Here is a 19,508-nt window from a genome sequence, read left to right on the forward strand (position 1 = left end):
GCAAACACTTATCGTTGAGACCGAAGGAGAGCACAGATGGCGATTAAGGATATCTTCATGCCGCTCGTCGGTGAGCCCGACACGGCGGCGATTGCCGCGATCGAAAAATGCGTAGCGGTGGCCGGCGGCTTTGGCGCCCGGGTCAGCGCGTTGGCGGTTGAGGAAGATATTCTGGTCCGGCCGAAGGTGATGATCTCGGATGACCTCGACAATACGGCGGCGGTCGAGGCCGTGCGCAGCGTGTCGGACGCGCGTGGTCTGCTGAAGGCGTTTGACAACGCTGCGATCCGGTTTGGGGTTCGCAACGAACAAACCCTCAGCCGGCTCGCTGTTGCGGACGTCCCGGGGAATCTCGCAGAATGCGCACGACTCAGGGACCTGTCCCTCGTCCTCGTGAAAACTGATGATGACCGGTCGGAACGGACGGTTGAGCGGTTGATATTCGAATCGGGCAGGCCGATCCTGATGTGCCCGGAGGAATTTGCGAGCGAATTGCCGGTGGCGTTCGACGACGCCGTGATTGCCTGGGACCATACGGCGCCGGCCGCACGCGCCGTTGCCGATGCACTGCCGATACTTCAGTCGGCACGCAAGGTGCGCGTTATTACTGCAACCGACGACAAAACAACGGCAGAACTGGCATCCGGGGCAGCGCTGGTAAGTCATCTGGCGGAACATGGAGTCAAGGCGACGTTCGAAACGGTGAAAGTCGACCGCAGCTCGGTCGGAAAGGTCTTCGAGGCCTACGTCAAGGCCAATACGATCAGCGTGCTGGTGATGGGCGCCTATCGTCACTCGCGGCTAAATGAAATCATGTGGGGCGGCGCCACCAAGACCGTCATCGCACGGCCACCATGTTGGGTGCTAATGTCGCACTAGCGGCCGGGTTCGTACGCCGGTAGCCCCATGCGCGGTCTGCGCCATCCGGACCATTGACCTGATGTCCACCTACCGACTCAAAAGTCTGCTTGCGCCCCGGTCGGTCGCGCTGGTCGGAGCGAGCCCGCGGCCTGGTTCGGTGGGGCGGCCCATTCTCGGGAACATTCGCAAGGCGAAGTTCAAGGGCGAATTCGGTTTGGTGAATACGCATTACGCCGAGATCGACGGCGTCGCCACGGTCGGCAGCTTGAGTCGATTGCCTTTTGTCCCCGAACTCATCGTGATCACGGCGCCGACCGCAGCAGTCGCAGGTCTCATCGACGAGGCGGGAAGTCTCGGCACCGCAGGTGCCCTTATCGTCTCCGCCGGGCTTGGCCATGGTGCGGGATCGCTGGCGGAAGCCGCCGAGCGCGCCGCCCATCAATATGGAATGCGGCTGATCGGGCCAAATTGCCTTGGTATCATGATGCCCGGTGCGGCCCTCAATGCGAGCTTCGCCGCGCATATGCCGTCTGCGGGAAATCTGGCGTTGATTTCTCAATCCGGTGCGATCGCTGCGGGCATGGTGGATTGGGCGGCGCAGCGCGAGGTGGGGTTCTCCGGGATCGTTTCGATCGGCGACCAGCTCGACGTCGATATCGCCGATCTGCTGGACTACTTTGCGCTTGACGGCGGCACGCGCGCGATCCTGCTCTATGTCGAAGCGATCAAGGACGCTCGCAAGTTCATGTCCGCGGCGCGTGCCGCCGCAAGGGTCAAGCCTGTCGTCGTGGTCAAATCCGGCCGCATGGCGCAGGGAGCAAAGGCTGCCGCGACCCATACCGGCGCGCTGGCCGGATCGGACGCGGTCTATGACGCCGCGTTCCGTCGCGCCGGCATCCTGCGGGTATCGGATCTCCGCGAGTTGTTCGACTGCGCCGAGACGCTGGGGCGCGTCGAATCGCCGCCGGGAAAGCGGCTGGCGATTTTGACGAACGGCGGTGGCATCGGCGTTTTGGCGATCGATCGTCTGGTCGAACTCGACGGAATCCCGGCGGCGATCGAGCCTGCCACCCGCAAGAAGCTCGATGCGGTCCTGCCGAACACCTGGTCCGGATCAAACCCCCTGGACATCGTCGCCGACGCCGACGCGGCGCGCTATGCCGCGGCACTTGAGGTGTTGCTGGCCGACGCGGGCAATGACGCGATCCTGGTAATGAACGTTCAGACCGCAATCGCGCCGGCCGATGAGATCGCAGCTACCGTCACCGACATCGTCTGCAAGTACCGCCAGCAGCATCTTGGGCGGCTCAAACCAGTGCTCGCGGTTTGGGTCGGCGCGGATCCGAAAATCATCGATCTGCTGAGCGGCGCTCGGATTCCGAATTACCCAACCGAAGACGATGCAGTGCGCGGCTTCATGCATTTGGTAGGGCATCGCGAGGTTACGGCGACGCTGGCCCGAGTCCCCCCGGCGTTGCCGAGCGAATCTGCTCCCGATTCCGATGCTGCCCGGCAAATCGTTACTGCGGCGCTGTCCGAGGGCCGCCAGTGGCTCGACCCCGTTGAGATCGCGCGGCTGTTCGATGCCTATCAAATCCCGATGGTGCCGACGTTCGCGGCCGCCGACGCCGAGCAAGCCGTTGCGCACGCATCCGCGCTTTTTGCTCAGGGCGCAACGGTAGTCCTCAAGATCATGTCGCGAGACATTGTCCATAAATCCGATATCGGCGGTGTCGTTCTCAATCTTACCAGCGTTGACGCCGTGCGCGGTGCGACGGCCGGTATCCTCGCACGGGCGAAAGCGCTGCGTCCGGAGGCGCGGATTGCCGGTGTCGTGGTGCAGGCGATGGTGGTGCGGCCGAAGGCGCGTGAGTTGATTCTTGGTCTGGCCGATGACCCCACCTTTGGTACTGTGGTCGTATTCGGACACGGCGGCACGGCCGTCGAGATCATCAACGACAAGGCGCTGGCGCTTCCGCCGCTCGACCTGCAACTGGCTCGCGACCTCGTCGAGCGCACCCGCGTCTCGCGGCTGCTGCGCGCCTACCGGGACGTGCCGGCGGTCAAGCCTGATTCCGTCGAGATGGTTCTGGTCAAGCTGGCGCAGATGGCGGCAGATATTCCGGAAATCCGCGAGCTCGACATCAATCCGTTGCTGGCGGATCAAACCGGCGTGCTGGCGGTGGATGCGCGCGTTGCCGTCGGGCAAACCAAGCGAAAGTTCGCAGGCTCGGGTCCTGCCAACTTCGCGGTCCGGCCCTACCCGTCGCAATGGCAGCGGCACATCGAGGTGAAGGATGGCTGGCGGGTTTTTGCGCGCCCGATCCGCCCCGAGGACGAACCGCAGATCCATGAATTCCTGCGTCACGTCAGCAGCCAGGATCTGCGGTTACGTTTCTTCGCGCCGATGAAGGAGTTTTCCCATGAGTTCATCGCCCGTTTGACGCAGCTGGACTACGCGCGTGCGATGGCCTTTGTCGCGTTCGACGAAGCCACCAACGAACTGGTTGGCGTGGTTCGGATTCACTCGGATTCGATCTACGAGAACGGCGAATACGCAATCCTGCTCAGGTCCGATCTCAAGGGCAGGGGACTGGGCTGGGCGCTCATGCAGCTGATCGTCGAATATGCCACATCCGAGGGATTGAAACGCATATCGGGTCAGGTGCTTCAGGAAAACTCGGTGATGCTGAATATGTGTCGCGATCTCGGTTTCGCGGTAAAGTCCGACGCGGCAGACCAGGCGCTTTGCGACGTGACGCTGGAACTAAAGAATACTTGAGGACAGCAAAGAAACGTCGCCGCCGAATCGCCGATCTTCAGTGCGCATTCATCGTACGACCGGGTTTTTGGCCCGGCTCGGAAGTGCCACAAGCGCGACGAGGACCATTCCGAACAAACCGATATTTTGCACCATCATCAGAAAGAAGGCGACTTGAATCTGCCAGTTCGACTCTTTACCCTCTGCGATCGGGGCCGCGTCCGGGACGATGAACATGCGAGCCACATAAGCGGCTGCGAAGATCGAAGCGAACAGCAGCAGGCATTTGAGAAAAGTGCGCATAGGACATCCCGAGTGACTACAGGTGATTTACCGACGCTACGCGATAGGTGTGCAGCTTGCCGTCCTCGTTGATCGAAACATATTCGCCGGATACGAAACGTTCATCCGCGAAGTGAAATCCGATTTCGTCCGGCGCTTTTTCGTAATGAAAGGCCCAGCCGCCGCCCTGGCGATGAACGAGACGGCCGTGGTCATCTTCCCGGTCCGGCCGCAATCGGGCGATCCGACATGCGTCGCGATGCTTCCGCCACAGCTCCGCATCAATCCGGTCATCCGCATCCAGCGGCGCGACGATGACGTAGGCGACGGCGCGGTCGCCCTCGGGGTGGCCGGGTTCGCGCGCGAGCTCGATCCGGATCTGCCGAAACTGCGTCGGCAGCGAGGTATTCAGGATCGGCTTCGGATTGGCTGTCTGCATGTCGGTCTCGCTTCATTTCTGCTCGGTGGCGGGTGCTGTCGCAGCCGCCGGGGTTGCCGGCTTCTTCAAGCTCCTGATGATGATCGTAATCAGCGGCACGATCAGCAAAGGCAGTACGCCGTTTAACGGATGATGGATCATTCCGGAAACCTGCGACTGCAGCGCCCGCGCTTCGAGCTGCAGTGCATCGATTGCGGAAGAGTGGATTTCGGTCGCGAGTTCGAGTTCGCGCCCCGCCGGCGGCCTCGCGGCGATCACGAAGAGAACCGCGGCAATTGCGAAGTTGATCGCGCCGAGAATGGCCGCGGCGGATATGGCGCTCCAGACCTGGACTAGTGCGAAATAGGCCGAAAGCTCCAGCATGAGCAGGCCGAACGCTGCGATCAACGCCGCAAATGCTCTCAGCCCCAGACCAAACAGCAGATGACGCATCCTGAGATCGGCGATAATCCTGTCGGTGCGCCACAGCACACGTAAGTGCTTGAGGATATTCTCCGTGTTCATCCTAGTGTTTCCTCAACATGAAGCCGATAACGACGCCGAGCGCGAAGGCGGAAGCGAGCGAGGTAATCGGCCGATCCGCGATGAGATTGTCGAGGTGGTCTTCCTGCTCGTTCAAGGTCTCGCTGAGATCATTCAGCGCGGCCTTGATCTGATCGGCGAGATCATCGGCGCGGCTCTTCGAGGCGTCGAAAATGCCCTCTTTTGTGGTGTTCAGGAGACGCGCGACGTCACCCTTGAGCGTATGCAGCTCATCTCTTAATTCGCTTGAATCGAACATCGGTCTTGCCTCTGCCGCATCATTTGATTGGAATGTTACGTCAGTCCGCTGTAGCGGAATTGATTTGCGTCAACCGGCCGGCCGCCGATTTTACCGTTCTTGAGGCAGGTCAATCGCAATGGGTCGTCCCGGTTTAAAAGGCGTCTATTCCATTGAAGGGGAATACCAATTTGACAACTGCTCCTCAGTTAATGGCCACGCCATCAGGCGACGTGCTTGAACTGCGTCCGGCCGGGTCTTGGACTGCGGCCAATGTCACGGCCCTGGAGGCGCTCTCCGGCGCCGTGTCGGCGCAGCTTGACCGCTCGAAGACCGTGAGGCTGGATTTGGCCGGCGTGCGCGAGCTCGATACGATCGGTGCCTGGCTGCTCGAGAAAATATCACGCCGCGCGACATCCGCCGGTCATCGCACCGAAGTGGTCGGCGTCGCCGATAACTATGCCGGTCTGATCGAGGAGGTCCGTCAGGTCAATCGTCACAATCCCGTGCCGCCGCCCGCGCTTAGCCCTGTTGTGGTCAAGGTGAACGATGTCGGCCGCTCCGCGGTCAGCGCGAGCGAAGACGTCACCGTGTTTCTGCAGATGCTGGGGTCGCTTTTTCTGGCGCTCGCCAGCCTGCTGCGCAGACCACGATCGCTGCGGCTAACGTCTCTGGTCTATCAGCTCTACAAGGTCGGCTGGCAGGCTATACCGATCGTGGTGCTGATCACCTTCCTGATCGGCGCCATCATCGCGCAGCAGGGCTTCTTCCATTTCCGCAAATTCGGCGCCGATTCCTACGTCGTCGACATGGTCGGCATTCTGGTGCTGCGCGAACTGGGCGTCTTGATCGTTGCGATCATGGTCGCCGGCCGCTCGGGGAGCGCCTACACCGCCGAGCTTGGCTCGATGAAAATGCGCGAGGAAATCGACGCGCTGTCGACCATGGGCCTTGACCCCGTTGAAGTGCTGATTCTCCCCCGCATTGTCGCGCTGGTTTTCGCGCTGCCGATCCTGAGCTTCATCGGCTCGATTGCCGCGCTCTATGGCGGCGGTCTGGTGGCACAATTCTATGGCGGCATGGGGCCGGCGATCTATATTGCGCGGCTGCATGACGCCGTATCCGTCACCCACTTCGAGGTCGGCATGATCAAGGCGCCTTTCATGGCGCTGGTGATCGGCATCGTCGCCTGCAGCGAAGGCTTGCGTGTGAAGGGAAGCGCCGAGTCGCTCGGCAAGCAGACGACGACCTCGGTGGTGAAATCGATCTTTCTGGTGATCGTTCTCGACGGGCTGTTCGCGGTCTTCTTTGCATCGATCGGAATGTGACGATGCAGGAATCTGCCCCGCAGTTCGCGATTAGCGTCCGTGATCTTGTGGTCGGCTTCGGCACGCACGTCGTGATCGACCATCTGTCGCTGGATGTCCGCAGGGGCGAGATCCTTGGCCTGGTCGGGGCTTCCGGCGGCGGCAAGTCGGTCTTGATGCGAACCATCATTGGGCTGATTCCGCGTCGGAGCGGAGTGATCGAAGTCATGGGCGCTGCTATCACCCAGGATCGGGTCACCCAGATGGCCGCGGGCAGATGGGGCATTCTGTTCCAGCAGGGCGCGCTGTTTTCATCACTCACCGTGAGACAGAATGTCCAGTTTCCGCTGCGCGAAAATCTGGTGCTGTCGCAGGCGCTGATGGATGAGATCGCAACCGCCAAGCTCGAAATGGTGGGGCTGGCGCCGGAAGATGGCGACAAGTTTCCTTCCGAATTGTCGGGCGGCATGACCAAGCGCGTGGCGCTGGCCCGCGCGCTCGCGCTCGATCCCGCGATCGTGTTTCTCGACGAGCCAACCTCGGGGCTGGATCCGATCGCGGCGGGCGATTTCGACGTCCTGATCAAGACATTGCAGAAAACCCTCGGGCTAACGGTGTTCATGGTTACCCATGACCTCGCCAGCCTGAATACCGTCTGCGATCGCGTCGCGGCACTCGCGGATGGCAAGATCGTCGCCATCGGACCGATGCGCGAACTGCTTCAATCCGAGCATCCCTGGGTGCGGGCCTACTTCCACGGCAAGCGCTCCCTGATGCTGCAACCAAAAGCGAGTTAAGAGATGGAAACCCGTGCACCTTTCGTCGTTGTCGGCGCATTCGTTCTGGCGGCCATTGTCGCCGTGTTCGGTTTCGTCTACTGGCTCCACAATACCGGCGGACTCGGTCCGCGCGCGAGCTACCACATCCAGTTCGAAGGCTCGGTGCCCGGGCTGTTGGTCGGCGCCGCCGTGCTGTTCAATGGCATTCGCGTCGGCGAGGTAACGGATCTCGGCCTCGCACCGGACAGTCCGCGTCGCGTCAATGCGACGATCTCGGTGGCCTCGACGACCCCGGTGCGTTCGGACACCAAGGTTGGCCTTGAGTTCCAGGGCCTGACCGGCGTTCCCGTTATCGCGCTCGAAGGCGGCACGTTGCTTGCGAATTCAGGCCCGGTGACCACGCTGGTTGCCGAGCCCGGCGCGGGTGAGGGCATGACCCAGGCTGCCCGCAGTGCGTTGCGGCGGGTCGATTCCGTACTGGCCGAAAATGCGGAGCCGTTGAAGAACACCATCGCCAATCTGCAGGTCTTCTCGGAGGGCCTGGCGCGAAATACCGGCAAACTCGACAGTATCGTCGCCGGACTCGAAAAGATGACCGGCGGCGGGACGCCGGAACGGAAAATCACTTACGATCTGCATGCGGCGCAGGGCTTCGCGGCCCCCGGCAAGCCTATCAAGGGACAATTGGCCCTGCCGGAACCGACGGCGGTTGCGATGCTCGAGACGCAGCGAATGCTGTTCTCGCCGACCGGGGACGTTGCGGGATTTGCGGATTTCCTGTGGGCCGATGCAGTTCCGAAGTTGCTCCAGGCCAGATTGATTGAGAGCTTCGAGAACTACGACATCGCTCATGCACCGTTGCGGACGGCGGATATCGGACAGGCGGACTTTCAGCTTCTCATCGATGTCAGGCGTTTCCGGGTTGTGACGGATTCAGCGCCGACCGCTGAAATTGGATTGTCAGCGAGAATTGTCGACAAGGACGGCAAAGTCATCGCGTCGCGTCTGTTCGAGGAAAGCCAGAAATTCGACAACATCGATCCGCCGGCAGCCGTCGCCGCATTTGACGTTGCGTTTGGTCGAATTGCGAAGGCTATGATCGCCTGGACCGCGCAGGCACTGCAGTAGCAGCTCGAAAAATCATTCCAGCGTCTTTAGATATGACAGCAGGTCATGAATCTGGTCGGGATCAAGTTCAAAAGCCGGCATCGCCGGATGGCCCGTATAGATGCCCTCGGCAAACGCTTCAGCGAGCGTCTCGACCGGATAGCGATTGTGCAGGGTTCGGAACGGCGGCGCGATCTTGAGCGGGCTGGGGGTCGTTCGATCGACCGAGTGGCACCGCGCGCAGTTTGTCAGCGCATATTTCTTGCCACGCTGCTCGGCGGGCGACATCGCCAGAGCCGGTGCCATAAGCGTCAGTGCAACAAGCATTTGACGCAAAGACAATCTCAGCATTGGGGACCGATCCCTTCACATTGCGACGAAAGCTTTGAGCTAACCGGCGATATCTCGGCGAAACAGCTTCCTTTGATCGATAACCAATATGCGTACCAGCCGTCAACTCGGTGAATGTGATTTCGATCAAACCGGCGAACGCGTCACTCACCTGTCCTTCCGCGACCCGTCATCAGGTTCGTGTCGTGGTCCCGATCCGAATCAACATATTGCTCTCCGTTCGCCAATCATTGCATAATACCAGCCAGCCGCGGGCAACACGTGGATAAACACGACGGAGGGAGCCATGGCCTATACCCTTGAGCAATTGAGCGCTGACATTCGCGAAGTCCTTGAGGCGGATTCCGGGGTCGCCGGCAAGCAATCGGTGTGCAAACTCGTCTCGAAGGCGCTGCTCGACCGGGAGTTTGTCGCCAGGCACCTGACCGCCGAGCAGTGCCACCCGCGCAAGGTCCTGTACGAGGATCCGGATCTGGGATTCTGCGTTTGCGGCCATGTCTACGAGAAAGCCGCGCACGGCGCGCCGCATGATCACGGCTCCAGTTGGGCGATCTACGGCCTGGCGGTGGGCGACACCGAGATGACCGACTGGCGTGTCGTCGAGAAAGGCGAGGGCGATGAGCCCAGTCTGGTCGAGCCGGTCAAAACCTATGTGCTGAAACCCGGCGATAGCCACTTCTATGACGTCGGTGTGATCCACTCGCCGAAGCGGGATGGGCTCACCAAGCTGGTGCGTATTGAAGGCACCAACCTGGATCACGTCCAGCGGTCGAAAATCAAGGCGGCCTGATAGCGGCAAGCCGGGCCATCGGGAAACGCGGCGGCGGTCGCGTGGTGCGAGAGGTCGGAGACATGCCGGGCAACAAGACCAAACGCATCGATGCACGAGCACTGAAAGGCCAATTGCACGATGGCGGCGAGCTGGCCCTGCTCGACGCGCGCGAGGAACTGCCGTTCGGCAGCCGTCATCTTTTGATGGCATCCTGCGTTCCGCTCAGCCGGCTGGAATTGCTGGTCGACGATCTGGTGCCGCGACGCAGCGCACGCATGGTCTGGTGCGATGACGGGGAAGGGCTGGCCGCGCGCGCCGCGGAGCGGATGTCCGCGCTCGGCTATCGGGACGTCGCTTCGCTGGAGGGCGGAATCGCGGCGTGGGAGGCTGCGGGCTTTCGCGTCTACAGCGGCGTGCACGTGCCCAGCAAGGCATTTGCCGAGGTCGTCGAGCACGAGGCCGGCACGCCGTGGATATCTGTCCGGGAGCTTCAGGCGTTGATCGATGGCAACGCCAACATCGCGATCTACGACAGCCGGTGTTACGAGGAGTATCACAACAACAGCATTCCGACGGCTGTCAGCGTGCCCGGCGCGGAGTTGGTCTATCGTTTCGTCGATCTCATGCCGTCGCCCGATACCACGGTCATCGTCAATTGCGGCGGACGGACCCGCAGCATCATCGGGGCGCAATCGCTGATCAATGCCGGCGTGCGCAACAAGGTGGTGTCGCTCAAGGACGGCACCATGGCCTGGCATCTCGCCGGCCTCGAGGTTGTGCACGGTGCTACGCGAAAGCCCCCCGAAGTCAGTGCGCGGGGACTGCAGTCCGCAAGCGAGGCTGCCCTGCGGGTTGCGGCGCGCTGCGGCATCGCGCGCATCGACAAGCGCACGCTGGAGTCCTGGCGCGCCGAGGCGGCGCAGCGCAGCCTGTATGTTCTGGACGTGCGTTCGCCCGAGGAATACCAAGCCGGTCATTTGCGCGGCGCACGCTCGGCGCCGGGCGGCCAGCTTGTGCAGGAAACCGACTCGTACCTGGCCACCTGGGGCGCCCGCGTCGTGCTGGTCGACGACAACGGCGTCCGCGCCACCATGACCGCGTCGTGGCTGAAACAAATGGGTTGGCTCGATATCGCGGTTCTGGCCGTAGGCCCCGCCGATGGCGATTGGGAAACCGGGCCGCACATGCCGCGCGTTCTCGGTCTCGAAGCGGCCTCGGCGCCGCATATCGATGCGATGGATCTGCGCGCTCGTTTGGCCGCGGGCGAAGCGACAGTGATCGATCTCGAACTGAGCAAGCGCTACGCGCAGGGCCATATTCCCGGGGCCTGGTTTGCGATCCGGTCGCGCCTTGGCGCGGCGCTGGCGACACTTCCGTCCCGTCAGCCGATTGTGCTGACGTCGCCGGACGGCGCGCTTGCCGCACTGGCGGCGGCTGAGTTGCAGGCCGTCGCGTCCACGCCGGTGATGACCCTTGCCGGCGGCACGCAAGCCTGGGTTCAGGCAGGATTGCCTCTTGAGACCGGCGCGACCCGGATGGCCGACCAGGCCGACGATATCTTCCTGTCGCCCCGCGAGCGCGGCCAGAACCGCGAGGACGCGATGCGCGAGTACCTGACCTGGGAGATCAATCTGGTCAACGACATGGCCAGGGACGACGACCATCGCTTCCGCCTGATCGCATGAACTGAAGCTGCCATTTAGTTCGAATCGATCTGTCCGCAGGCCCGACTACCTCTCCCCGCTGGGGAGGTGGACCGAACACGCGATAGGACTGTTTCAATCAAAATTCATCCGGCTCTAATTGGCGGAGATGTTCTGTTCCTCCGGCGTTATCGCCGTAATTCTTTCCGGCGGGACCTGCGCCGGATAATTCGGAGGACCATATCGGGTATTCGGAATGCCGTAGACGGTGCACGGCCGGCCGCATTTGTCGGCTGCGCTCCAATGGATGCGTTCGTTGATATGGTCTTCCTGCGGATTCCGGCTGCTGAACAGGTATCCGTGTTCGATCGCGTCCGGCGACAGCATTACCCGATAATGCGGCCACCAATGGTCCAGCAGCCAATAGCCGCGCGTCGAGTCCACCACGCTACCGTCGATGTTAGGCACAGTGGTGGCGCGCGCGGCTTCCGTATCGAATTCCAGACCCGTCAGAGCCTGAACGCGAGCGATCATCCAGATCAGCGCCCTGTCGGACAATCCCCTGTCGGCATAACTGCCGCCGACATTGGCATGAGCCCCGGCAAACCAGGTCTGCTCTACCCGGCCATTGGGTTGCTGTCCCTTCGGAATGGTCCAAAACGTCGGAACGAATGGACGACGATGCTCGTCGATGGCGATCGCATGCAGTCCGACGTCGATATGATTACCAAAACGGGTGTCGTGGAATCCGAGAAAGTAAAGGGTTATGAACCTCGCCAGCGGGGCCAACCCGATGCCAGCCGGCACGCCGTAAGAACCGACGGTATCCCACACTCCAATGCATTTAATGGGAGTGTCCTGGTGGAATGCATCGATCGACGACCGGTAGTTGGTCATGGCCGCCTTGTCGCCGGCACCGGCGGGCTGGCTGCCGGTTCGTATGTCGGGCTTCACGCGATAGTGGCTCCAGGCGATCTCGAATACCTGGCTGTCCGGCCGACGCTGTATCCCGGAGGCACCGATGAGACCGGCGAGCGCACGAGCCGCATAAGCCCCGCGCGAAAACCCGAAAATGTAAATCTCGTCGCCTGGCTCGTAATCATCGGCGAGCGTCTCGTAGGCTTGCTGGACGATTTTCTTGAGCCCCAACCCGAGCGCGCCACCCAAAATGCGCCGCAGCCAGGGGCCATCCGCGCCTACGCCGTCATGGTAGTGCACTCTCTGGACAATCCCGCCTGTGGCGATGGGCAGTATCAGCGAAGCTGTCGTCACCTGCTTTCCGGCGTCGAGCCTGGCGACATTGGTATCGGCGCCTTCGCCCTCCTTGTTCCAGGTGCCGTCGATCAGGATCACGATGCGCTTCATCGGTTCACCCTCGCTTTGTTGCGCGGCTTGGCCTTTCTACCGGTCCTCAGCCTATCATCCGGGCGGGTCGAGCGTGAAACCAGCGCCAATGGATCGCCACGGCCGGCTGTTTTCTTCCGAAATAGCCGCCCTGAGGCCCTGCTAACCACCGAATTTTGTTGCGTTTCCGGGCCTTTCCCACTAAAAGCCCCACTTCAACCGAAAGACCCCGAGCGATGGCCCATAATTTTGCGATCAACGACGATGTCCACCACCAGCTTCAGGGGCCGCAGGGTCGCGCCGTCGTCAAGCAACGAAGCGTCTATACCATCGTCACCTGCCTGCCGATCGAGGCGGACGGACGTCCGCGTTACCGCATCAAGAGCAAGACCGAGAATATCGAGCGCGTGGTGACCGAGGAACAGATCAGCCGGCTCGGCTGATCCAGCCTGCGGCTTTGGTTTGGTCCCTTTGCCGGGTATTCCGCCCGGACGGGCTTATCGCTTGCTATGTGAGCCAGGGCGGTGTACACGCCGCTCATTCGAACAATCGATTTGCCTTGTTGATCGCGCCGAACCGGCTCACTTCCCCAAGACATCGCTTAAATCGGATTTAAGCCCGCGCGAAGGTCGTGCGGGCACGGCGCGCATCTGCGCCTCCTGGAGAAGTTAAAATGACAACCGGAACAGTTAAGTGGTTCAACACGACAAAGGGCTTCGGCTTCATTCAGCCGGATGATGGCGGCAACGACGTGTTCGTGCACATCAGTGCCGTCGAGCGTGCCGGCATGGGTTCGCTCAATGAAGGCCAGAAGCTTTCATTCGAATCGAAGGTCGACAGCATGCGCGGCAAGACCAGCGCGGAAAACCTCCGCGCGGTCTGACGCCTTCGGTGTGAGGTTACCCGCGGATGTACCGGGATCTCTCAATCGAACGCGCCTTTGACGCGACAAGATCGAAAGCCCGCCGGCTAAAACCGGCGGGCTTTTTGCTTCGTGCATGACGGTTCAAAGCTCCCGGCATTTATCTCCCGAGTGTGAAGCACGTCACATCCGCTTGCCGGGTTTGGCGCTATCCCTCGATGCGGCTGGGACCATTTCCGGCATCGAGGATGGACAGATGACAACGCGGCGGAAGACATTTTGGTGGTTCAGGTTCGTCGTCTCGGGACGATTTCTTGAGACGTTTCTGAACCTGCGGGGCCGTGGGCGCTCGTAACGCCCGGCGACCGATGAAACGACGCTGACCGATTTCGCGGCGTGGCGAAAGATGGGGCGGTGATTGTTTATGTGCGTCGTCCCGGCATTCGCCGGGACCACGAGGAAACCTAATTATCCAGCATCCGCGGCTTGAACAGCCTGCGATATCTGCGCGTGTTGGCGCCGGAGATCATGAACTCGCCGTCGCCGCGGTAATGGATCGTCTTCGGGTATTTCGGCTCGGTCGCGACATGTGCCTTCACCACCTCGAACACGAACAGGCTGTATTTGCGGATCAGGCTCGAATCCACCAGCCGGCATTCGAAATTGGCAAAGCATTCCTCGATCAGCGGCGCGCGAACGTGAGAGCCGGGCGTTGGCGATAGCCCAAACTCGGTGAACTTGTCGATGTCGCGCCCGGAGCTGTTGCCGATCTTGACCACCGTAGCTGCGAGCTCTTCGGTTGGAAGATTGATCACGCATTGCTTGCTGTTGCGGATCATCTCGAAGCTGTGGTTCTGGGTCCAGATGTAGCAGCCGATCAGGGAGGGCTCGAATTCCATGATCATGTGCCAGCCCATGGTCATGATATTGGTTGCGCCCTTGTGCGCGGAACTGACCAGCACGATCGGTCCCGGCTCGATGAAGCGGCGGACGTTGGAAACGGGAAAGTCGGTCTTGGCGTACTTCGGCATGGCTGTTCCTCGCAGCTTTGCGGCTGGCTTCACCTCGCCCCGCATCCGCCTTCGCCCGAAGGCGGGCTTCGGCGGACAAGCGCGGGGCGAGGGAGTATTCACGTCTCCGCCATCCCCACCGCCCACAGCGCGAACGCGTACGCAATCGCGACTTCGTCGAGGCGGTTGAAGCGGCCCGAGGCGCCGCCGTGACCGGCGCCCATATTGGTGCGCAACAACACCGGCCCGCCCGAGGTCATGGTCGCGCGCAGCCGCGCGATCCATTTCGCCGGCTCCCAATAGGTCACGCGCGGATCGGTCAACCCGCCCATGGCGAGGATCGCCGGATACTCCTGCGCTCCAATGTTGTCGTAGGGCGAATACGACAAGATGGTGCGGAAATCGGCCTCGCTCTCGATCGGGTTGCCCCATTCCGGCCATTCCGGCGGCGTCAGCGGCAGGGTGTCGTCGAGCATGGTGTTGAGCACGTCGACGAACGGCACCTCGGCGACGATGCCGGCGAACAACTCGCCGGCGCGGTTGGCGACCGCGCCCATCAGCATGCCGCCGGCGCTGGCGCCATGGCCGACGATGCGCCTGGCGCCGGTATACCCGGCTTCGATCAGCGCGCGGCCGCAAGCCGCAAAGTCGTCGAAACTGTTGGTCTTCTTCTCGCGCTTGCCGTCGAGATACCAGCCCCAGCCCTTGTCGGAGCCGCCCCTGACATGGGCGATGGCATAGACGAAGCCGCGATCGACCAGCGACAGCCGGTTGGCGGAAAACGACGCCGGCATGGCTTCACCGTAGGAACCATAGCCATACAGCAGCAGCGGTGTCGTTCCATCGCGCACCAACGCTTTGCGGTGGAGGATCGACACTGGCACCTGCGCGCCGTCATGCGAGGCCGCCATGATCCGGGTGGTGACGTAGTCGGCAGGGTTATGGCCGGAAGGAATTTCCTGGCGCTTGCGCAGAACGCGCGTGCGGCTCCTCATGTCGTAATCGTAGACTTCCGACGGCGTCGTCATCGACGAATATGAGAAGCGCAAATTCGTGGTGTCGAATTCATAGCCGCCGATGGTGCCGAGCCAATAGGCCGCCTCATCGAAAGCGATGGCGTGTTCGCCGCCGGTGGCTAGATCGCGAATGACAATGGCGGGCAAGGCATTGGCGCGCTCCAGCCGCACCAGGTGACCGCTATAGAGCTCGAAATCGGCGATGTAGACGCCCTCGCGATACGGGATCAGATCGCGCCAGTTGGCCCGCCCGGGCGCGTTGAGCGGCGCGGTCACGATCTTGAAATCGATGGCGCCGTCGGCATTGGTGAGAATGAACAGCTCGTCGCCGCGGTCTCCGACGGAATACTGCACGCCTTGCTCGCGTGCCGCGACCAGGCGCGGCCGGGCATCCGGATCGGCCAGATCGATCAGCCGTTGCTCGGATGTTTCATGGTCCGAGCCGGCGATGACGCAAAATCGTCCGCTGGTGCTTTCATGGATATGGGTGAACCAGCCCGGATCCATTTCCTGGTAAACCAGAACGTCGTCCGCCTGCGGCGTGCCCAGGCGATGACGCCAGACCTGCAGGGGGCGGTGATTGTCGTCGAGCTTGATATAGAAGAACGCCTTGGCGTCGGCGCTCCACACCACGTCGCCGTCGGTTTCCTCGACGAGGTCGTCACGGTCGGCGCGGTCGGCCCAGTCGCGGACTTGAATCGAGAAATATTCCGAACCCTTGGTGTCTGCGCTCCAGGCCACCAGCCTGTGGTCCGGAGAATGCCTGCTGCCGCCGAACCTGAAATAGTCATGCTCGGCCGCGAGTTCGTCGCCGTCGAGCACGATTTCGGCGGCGCCGCCATCGCGCAGGCTGCGGCCGAACATCTCGTGCTGGCCGCCCTCGCGGAATTTCCGGAAATAGGCGAACGGGCCATCCGGCGAAGGCACGCTGGAATCGTCTTCCTTGATCCGACCGCGCATTTCGGCAACCAGCATCCGTTGCAGGCCGTCGGTATGGCCGAGCAGGCTTTCGGCGTAGTCGTTCTCGGCTTCCAGGTATTTTCGGATATCGGCGTCGAGCAACGACGGGTCGCGCAGCACCTCCCGCCAGTTCTCATCCTTCAGCCACGCATAGTCGTCGGTAACCGTGATGCCATGCGTCTTGAAACTGTGCGGGCGGCGCGGCGCGGCGGGTGCTGTCCGCGATACCTTGTTTGTTGGCTGTGTCACGCGAAGCTACCCATTGCGCAAGCGCGCGGTAGCGCCGGTGCCGAACCCGGGAATCTGGTTGACGGCAAACACCACCGCAAAGGTGATCACCAGCATGGCAATGCCCAATACCGAGATCGCGGCGAGATCGCCGCTTTCATTGAGATCGTAGATCAGCACACTGAGCACCTTGGTCTGCGAGGTGAACAGCACGATTGCGGCGGACAGTTCGCGCATCACGCCGATGAAGATGAAGCACCAGGTCGCGATCACGCCGGTGCGCAGCAAGGGCGCGGTGATCTGGCGCAGCGATTGCAGCCGGGTGGCGCCGAGAATGCGGCTGGCGTCCTCGAGTTCGGGATGGATGGTGGCGAACGCGGCCTGCAATTGCTGATAGGCCGACGGCAGGTTGATGGTGAGAAACGCAATCAGCAGGATCCACAACGTGCCGTACAGCACGAAGGGCGGCCTGGTGTAACTCAGGAACAGTCCGACACCGAGCACGATCCCGGGAACGGCGACCGGCGCGGTGGCGAGGAAACCGAGCACGCGGGAGCCCGCGATCACGCGGCGTGTCGTGACATAGGCGATGACCAGCGCAAGGAGTGTGCCGATGGTCGCGGTCGAGGTGCCGAGGATCACCGTGTTCTTCAGGGCGAGTTGCGTCGAAGACAACTCGGTGAACACGAAGATGACGTTGTGCAAGGTGAGCGTGGCCGGCGTCACGAAGGTCGTCGCATTCGGCGAGAACGCGGCGTTGAGCAGCGCGAAATACGGCAGGAACACCGGATTGAGCAGCATCACGAGGCAGAACGCCAGCGCCGCCCAGCGCCATTTGTTCAGTTCGACCCGGCGCGGCGCGCCATATTTGCCGCCGACGACGGAATAGCCGCGGCGGCCCAGGATGAATTTCTGCGCCTGCAGCAAAAGAATTGTCAACAGCAACAGCGGCACCGCGGCGGCGGCGGCCAGTTCAAGCTTCGGCGGATACTGGAACAGGCTCCAGATTTTCGTGGTCATGGTATGAAAGCCGGCCGGCAGCGCCAGGATTGCCGGTGAGCCGAACAAAGTCATCGCCTGCAGAAAGGCGATCAATGCGCCGGCGACCAGCGCCGGCAGCGCCAGCGGGATCGTAACGCGCCGCGCCGTGGTCCAGGTCTTGCCACCGAGAATGGCCGAGGCATCTTCGAGTTCGCCCGGCATGTTGTCCAGCGCGTTGGCGAGCAGGACGAACACGAAGGGGAAGGTGTAACAGGAAATCACGAAAATGATTCCGGTCATCGAATAGATGTTGAACAAATGTTGGTCGGGCTCGGCGCCGGTCAGGGTGCGGAACAACTGGTTGAGCAGTCCGCTGTTGGGCGCTGCCAGCAACTCCCAGGCGACCGCGCCGAGAAACGGCGGCGTCACGAACGAGGCGGTAACGAGCGAGCGGATGAACTGCCGCCCGGGCATGTCGGTGCGTGACACCAGCCATCCCATCGGGGCTGCGACGATGCAGCAAATGGTGGCGGACAAGGTCGCGATGATCGCGGTGGTCAGCAGCGGATCGAGAAAATCCGGGTCGGTGAACAGGGTGACGAAATTCTGCAGGGTCGGGTGATGGTCGCGGTCGGTCACGCTGTAGAACGCCAGCCACGACAGCGGCATCACGATCAGCACCACTAGGCACGCCGCAAACAGCCACAGCACCGGCTTGGTCCAGTCGATCCTGGCCTTGGCGGGGTCGATGCTGCCGGTGATGGTCATGTGGCTCGCGCGCACTGCCGTGATGATACGTTCCCTCCCCCCTTGTGGGGGAGGGTTAGGGAGGGGGGTGAGCTACAAGCACCGAATTCGCAGCCACCCCCCTCTCCAGCTCTCCCCCACAAGGGGGGAGAGAGCAGAGCGTGCCTGATCGCTGCCATTCGATGTTCAATCGACGAGTCGCTCCGGGCTATTTTCATCCGTCACACATGGAACAGCTTGGCATAGCGGGTCTTGATCTCTTCCGCCATTTTCTCGACGCCGGCGGCGTCTTCCTTCATCAGCTTGAGGTCGGAAAGCTTGCGCCGGCCGGGCTTCGGCACCACCTGCGCATGCGCCGAATATTGCGCGGTGTAATCGCTGAAGAATTGCTGGGTCTCGCGGGTATGCAGCCAGGCCTGGAACAGCCGCGCGGCGTTGGGATGCGGCGCGGTGGCGAATATGCCGGTCGGCCCCGAGACCGTCGGCGCGCCTTCGCTCGGATAGACCGGCTCGACCGGCTGGCCGGCCTCCTTCAGCAGCACGACGCCGTATTCGTTGCCATCGGCCATCACGGCGCGCTCGCCGAGCGACAGCTTCTTCGGTGGATCGGTCGACGACTGCACCTGCATGACGCGCTGCTTCGACAGCTTCTCCAGATATTCCCACCCGAGTTCGCGGACGATCTGGAAGGTCGCGGTCATGATGGTGCCGCTATAGGCGGGATGGGCCTTGACCATCTTGCCGGCCCATTTCGGGTCGAGCAGGTCGGCAAAGCTTTTCGGCGCGTCGTCCGGTTTCACCAGGTTGGTGTTGTAGGCGATCGACGACAGATAGATCCGCGAGGTCGCCGACATGCCGTCGGGATCGCGAAACTGCGGCAGAAAATACTGCGCGATGTCCTCGCTCACGAACGGCGCCATCCAGCCGTTTTTCTTCCAGGAGATGAAGTGCGAGGCATCCGAGCTGTTGATCACATCAGCGGCGTGGATGTCGGAGCCGAATTCCTGCGCCACCCGCTGGAACAGCCGCTCCGATCCGGAGCGTTCGATCTGCACGGCGATGCCGGGATATTTGGCCTCAAAAGCCTTGCCGAGCTTCTCGCCAACGGGGAGATCCATCGACGAGTACAGGATCACCTTGCCTTCCTTGCCTGCCGCTTCGATCAGTTGCGGCGTGATCGCTTCGGCCGGCGGCGCCTCGGCACGCGCGGGCGATGCGAACACGGTTCCAAGCGCGAGCGCGGTCGAACTTTTGAGAATGTCGCGTCTCGACAATTTTCGCGTCTTCATCGTGTCCTC

Annotated in this window: 19 protein-coding genes; 9 read left to right on the forward strand and 10 right to left on the reverse strand. The window is 62.0% G+C overall.

Features of this window, described 5'->3' with window-relative positions:
* Positions 1 to 36 precede the first annotated feature (36 nt).
* A complete protein-coding gene (locus tag E7813_RS23015) occupies positions 37 to 879 on the forward strand; it encodes a universal stress protein (RefSeq protein WP_291577579.1) in 843 nt (280 codons plus the stop codon).
* Between the two features lie 61 nt (positions 880 to 940).
* Entirely contained in the window at positions 941 to 3,643 is a 2,703-nt protein-coding gene (locus E7813_RS23020) for a bifunctional acetate--CoA ligase family protein/GNAT family N-acetyltransferase (RefSeq protein WP_291577580.1), read from the forward strand.
* 48 nt (positions 3,644 to 3,691) lie between these two features.
* On the opposite strand, the gene E7813_RS23025 is transcribed toward E7813_RS23020, so the two are convergent.
* From E7813_RS23025 to E7813_RS23040, 4 genes are read right to left on the reverse strand one after another with little or no spacing between them, the layout of a single operon-like run.
* Positions 3,692 to 3,925 carry a hypothetical protein gene (locus E7813_RS23025; RefSeq protein WP_291577581.1) on the reverse strand — a complete coding sequence of 78 codons (234 nt, stop codon included), beginning with the start codon at positions 3,923 to 3,925 and terminating at the stop codon, positions 3,692 to 3,694.
* 16 nt (positions 3,926 to 3,941) lie between these two features.
* Positions 3,942 to 4,343, reverse strand: a complete 402-nt coding sequence (locus E7813_RS23030) for a hypothetical protein (protein WP_291577582.1) — start codon at positions 4,341 to 4,343, stop codon at positions 3,942 to 3,944.
* A gap of 12 nt (positions 4,344 to 4,355) precedes the next feature.
* Entirely contained in the window at positions 4,356 to 4,847 is a 492-nt protein-coding gene (locus E7813_RS23035; protein ID WP_291577583.1) for a phage holin family protein, read from the reverse strand.
* A gap of 1 nt (position 4,848) precedes the next feature.
* Complete coding sequence (locus E7813_RS23040) at positions 4,849 to 5,124, reverse strand: hypothetical protein (RefSeq protein ID WP_291577584.1); 276 nt, start codon at positions 5,122 to 5,124, stop codon at positions 4,849 to 4,851.
* A 170-nt stretch (positions 5,125 to 5,294) separates the two neighbouring features.
* Between E7813_RS23040 and E7813_RS23045 the strand changes: the two genes are divergently transcribed.
* Genes E7813_RS23045 through E7813_RS23055 form a run of 3 tightly spaced genes read left to right on the forward strand, consistent with a single transcriptional unit; the run spans position 5,295 to position 8,317 of the window.
* Positions 5,295 to 6,431, forward strand: a complete 1,137-nt coding sequence (locus tag E7813_RS23045; protein WP_291577585.1) for an MlaE family lipid ABC transporter permease subunit — start codon at positions 5,295 to 5,297, stop codon at positions 6,429 to 6,431.
* A 2-nt stretch (positions 6,432 to 6,433) separates the two neighbouring features.
* Positions 6,434 to 7,207: an ATP-binding cassette domain-containing protein gene (locus E7813_RS23050; protein WP_291577586.1), complete on the forward strand. Its 774-nt coding sequence runs from the start codon at positions 6,434 to 6,436 to the stop codon at positions 7,205 to 7,207.
* A gap of 3 nt (positions 7,208 to 7,210) precedes the next feature.
* Positions 7,211 to 8,317 (forward strand): MlaD family protein, encoded by a 1,107-nt coding sequence (locus E7813_RS23055; protein WP_291577587.1) that lies wholly within the window; start codon positions 7,211 to 7,213, stop codon positions 8,315 to 8,317.
* A gap of 12 nt (positions 8,318 to 8,329) precedes the next feature.
* Here E7813_RS23055 and E7813_RS23060 read toward each other — a convergent pair whose 3' ends face one another.
* Entirely contained in the window at positions 8,330 to 8,647 is a 318-nt protein-coding gene (locus E7813_RS23060) for a cytochrome c (RefSeq protein ID WP_291577588.1), read from the reverse strand.
* A 286-nt stretch (positions 8,648 to 8,933) separates the two neighbouring features.
* Between E7813_RS23060 and E7813_RS23065 the strand changes: the two genes are divergently transcribed.
* Together E7813_RS23065 and E7813_RS23070 are read left to right on the forward strand one after the other, a co-directional pair.
* Positions 8,934 to 9,437 (forward strand): hypothetical protein, encoded by a 504-nt coding sequence (locus tag E7813_RS23065; RefSeq protein ID WP_291577589.1) that lies wholly within the window; start codon positions 8,934 to 8,936, stop codon positions 9,435 to 9,437.
* Positions 9,438 to 9,499: 62 nt separating this feature from the next.
* A complete protein-coding gene (locus E7813_RS23070) occupies positions 9,500 to 11,104 on the forward strand; it encodes a rhodanese-like domain-containing protein (RefSeq protein WP_291577590.1) in 1,605 nt (534 codons plus the stop codon).
* Positions 11,105 to 11,218: 114 nt separating this feature from the next.
* Here E7813_RS23070 and E7813_RS23075 read toward each other — a convergent pair whose 3' ends face one another.
* Positions 11,219 to 12,427 (reverse strand): DUF2235 domain-containing protein, encoded by a 1,209-nt coding sequence (locus tag E7813_RS23075; protein ID WP_291577591.1) that lies wholly within the window; start codon positions 12,425 to 12,427, stop codon positions 11,219 to 11,221.
* A gap of 215 nt (positions 12,428 to 12,642) precedes the next feature.
* Here E7813_RS23075 and E7813_RS23080 point away from each other — a divergent pair, with 215 nt between their 5' ends.
* Positions 12,643 to 12,849, forward strand: coding sequence for a hypothetical protein (locus tag E7813_RS23080; protein ID WP_291577592.1), 207 nt, complete (start codon positions 12,643 to 12,645; stop codon positions 12,847 to 12,849).
* A gap of 230 nt (positions 12,850 to 13,079) precedes the next feature.
* Positions 13,080 to 13,289, forward strand: coding sequence for a cold-shock protein (locus E7813_RS23085; RefSeq protein WP_291577593.1), 210 nt, complete (start codon positions 13,080 to 13,082; stop codon positions 13,287 to 13,289).
* Positions 13,290 to 13,732: 443 nt separating this feature from the next.
* Here E7813_RS23085 and E7813_RS23090 read toward each other — a convergent pair whose 3' ends face one another.
* The 4 genes from E7813_RS23090 to E7813_RS23105 form a co-directional block, all read right to left on the reverse strand.
* Positions 13,733 to 14,299, reverse strand: a complete 567-nt coding sequence (locus tag E7813_RS23090) for a flavin reductase family protein (RefSeq protein WP_291577594.1) — start codon at positions 14,297 to 14,299, stop codon at positions 13,733 to 13,735.
* 98 nt (positions 14,300 to 14,397) lie between these two features.
* Entirely contained in the window at positions 14,398 to 16,503 is a 2,106-nt protein-coding gene (locus E7813_RS23095) for a S9 family peptidase (RefSeq protein WP_291577595.1), read from the reverse strand.
* A 6-nt stretch (positions 16,504 to 16,509) separates the two neighbouring features.
* A complete protein-coding gene (locus tag E7813_RS23100; RefSeq protein ID WP_291577596.1) occupies positions 16,510 to 18,246 on the reverse strand; it encodes an iron ABC transporter permease in 1,737 nt (578 codons plus the stop codon).
* Positions 18,247 to 18,431: 185 nt separating this feature from the next.
* Positions 18,432 to 19,499 carry an extracellular solute-binding protein gene (locus E7813_RS23105; RefSeq protein WP_291577599.1) on the reverse strand — a complete coding sequence of 356 codons (1,068 nt, stop codon included), beginning with the start codon at positions 19,497 to 19,499 and terminating at the stop codon, positions 18,432 to 18,434.
* Positions 19,500 to 19,508 lie beyond the last annotated feature (9 nt).

Origin of the sequence: Bradyrhizobium sp., from assembly GCF_004799405.1 — a bacterium.
GTDB lineage: Bacteria > Pseudomonadota > Alphaproteobacteria > Rhizobiales > Xanthobacteraceae > Bradyrhizobium.

Coding starts and splice junctions, on each gene's coding strand:
- E7813_RS23075 (WP_291577591.1), bottom strand. CDS start 12,427: ATGAAGCGCATCGTGATCCTGATCGACGGCACCTGGAACAAGGAGGGC.
- E7813_RS23065 (WP_291577589.1), top strand. CDS start 8,934: ATGGCCTATACCCTTGAGCAATTGAGCGCTGACATTCGCGAAGTCCTT.
- E7813_RS23060 (WP_291577588.1), bottom strand. CDS start 8,647: ATGCTGAGATTGTCTTTGCGTCAAATGCTTGTTGCACTGACGCTTATG.
- E7813_RS23070 (WP_291577590.1), top strand. CDS start 9,500: ATGCCGGGCAACAAGACCAAACGCATCGATGCACGAGCACTGAAAGGC.
- E7813_RS23020 (WP_291577580.1), top strand. CDS start 941: ATGTCCACCTACCGACTCAAAAGTCTGCTTGCGCCCCGGTCGGTCGCG.
- E7813_RS23040 (WP_291577584.1), bottom strand. CDS start 5,124: ATGTTCGATTCAAGCGAATTAAGAGATGAGCTGCATACGCTCAAGGGT.
- E7813_RS23025 (WP_291577581.1), bottom strand. CDS start 3,925: ATGCGCACTTTTCTCAAATGCCTGCTGCTGTTCGCTTCGATCTTCGCA.
- E7813_RS23030 (WP_291577582.1), bottom strand. CDS start 4,343: ATGCAGACAGCCAATCCGAAGCCGATCCTGAATACCTCGCTGCCGACG.
- E7813_RS23105 (WP_291577599.1), bottom strand. CDS start 19,499: ATGAAGACGCGAAAATTGTCGAGACGCGACATTCTCAAAAGTTCGACC.
- E7813_RS23085 (WP_291577593.1), top strand. CDS start 13,080: ATGACAACCGGAACAGTTAAGTGGTTCAACACGACAAAGGGCTTCGGC.
- E7813_RS23050 (WP_291577586.1), top strand. CDS start 6,434: ATGCAGGAATCTGCCCCGCAGTTCGCGATTAGCGTCCGTGATCTTGTG.
- E7813_RS23090 (WP_291577594.1), bottom strand. CDS start 14,299: ATGCCGAAGTACGCCAAGACCGACTTTCCCGTTTCCAACGTCCGCCGC.
- E7813_RS23035 (WP_291577583.1), bottom strand. CDS start 4,847: ATGAACACGGAGAATATCCTCAAGCACTTACGTGTGCTGTGGCGCACC.
- E7813_RS23055 (WP_291577587.1), top strand. CDS start 7,211: ATGGAAACCCGTGCACCTTTCGTCGTTGTCGGCGCATTCGTTCTGGCG.
- E7813_RS23080 (WP_291577592.1), top strand. CDS start 12,643: ATGGCCCATAATTTTGCGATCAACGACGATGTCCACCACCAGCTTCAG.
- E7813_RS23015 (WP_291577579.1), top strand. CDS start 37: ATGGCGATTAAGGATATCTTCATGCCGCTCGTCGGTGAGCCCGACACG.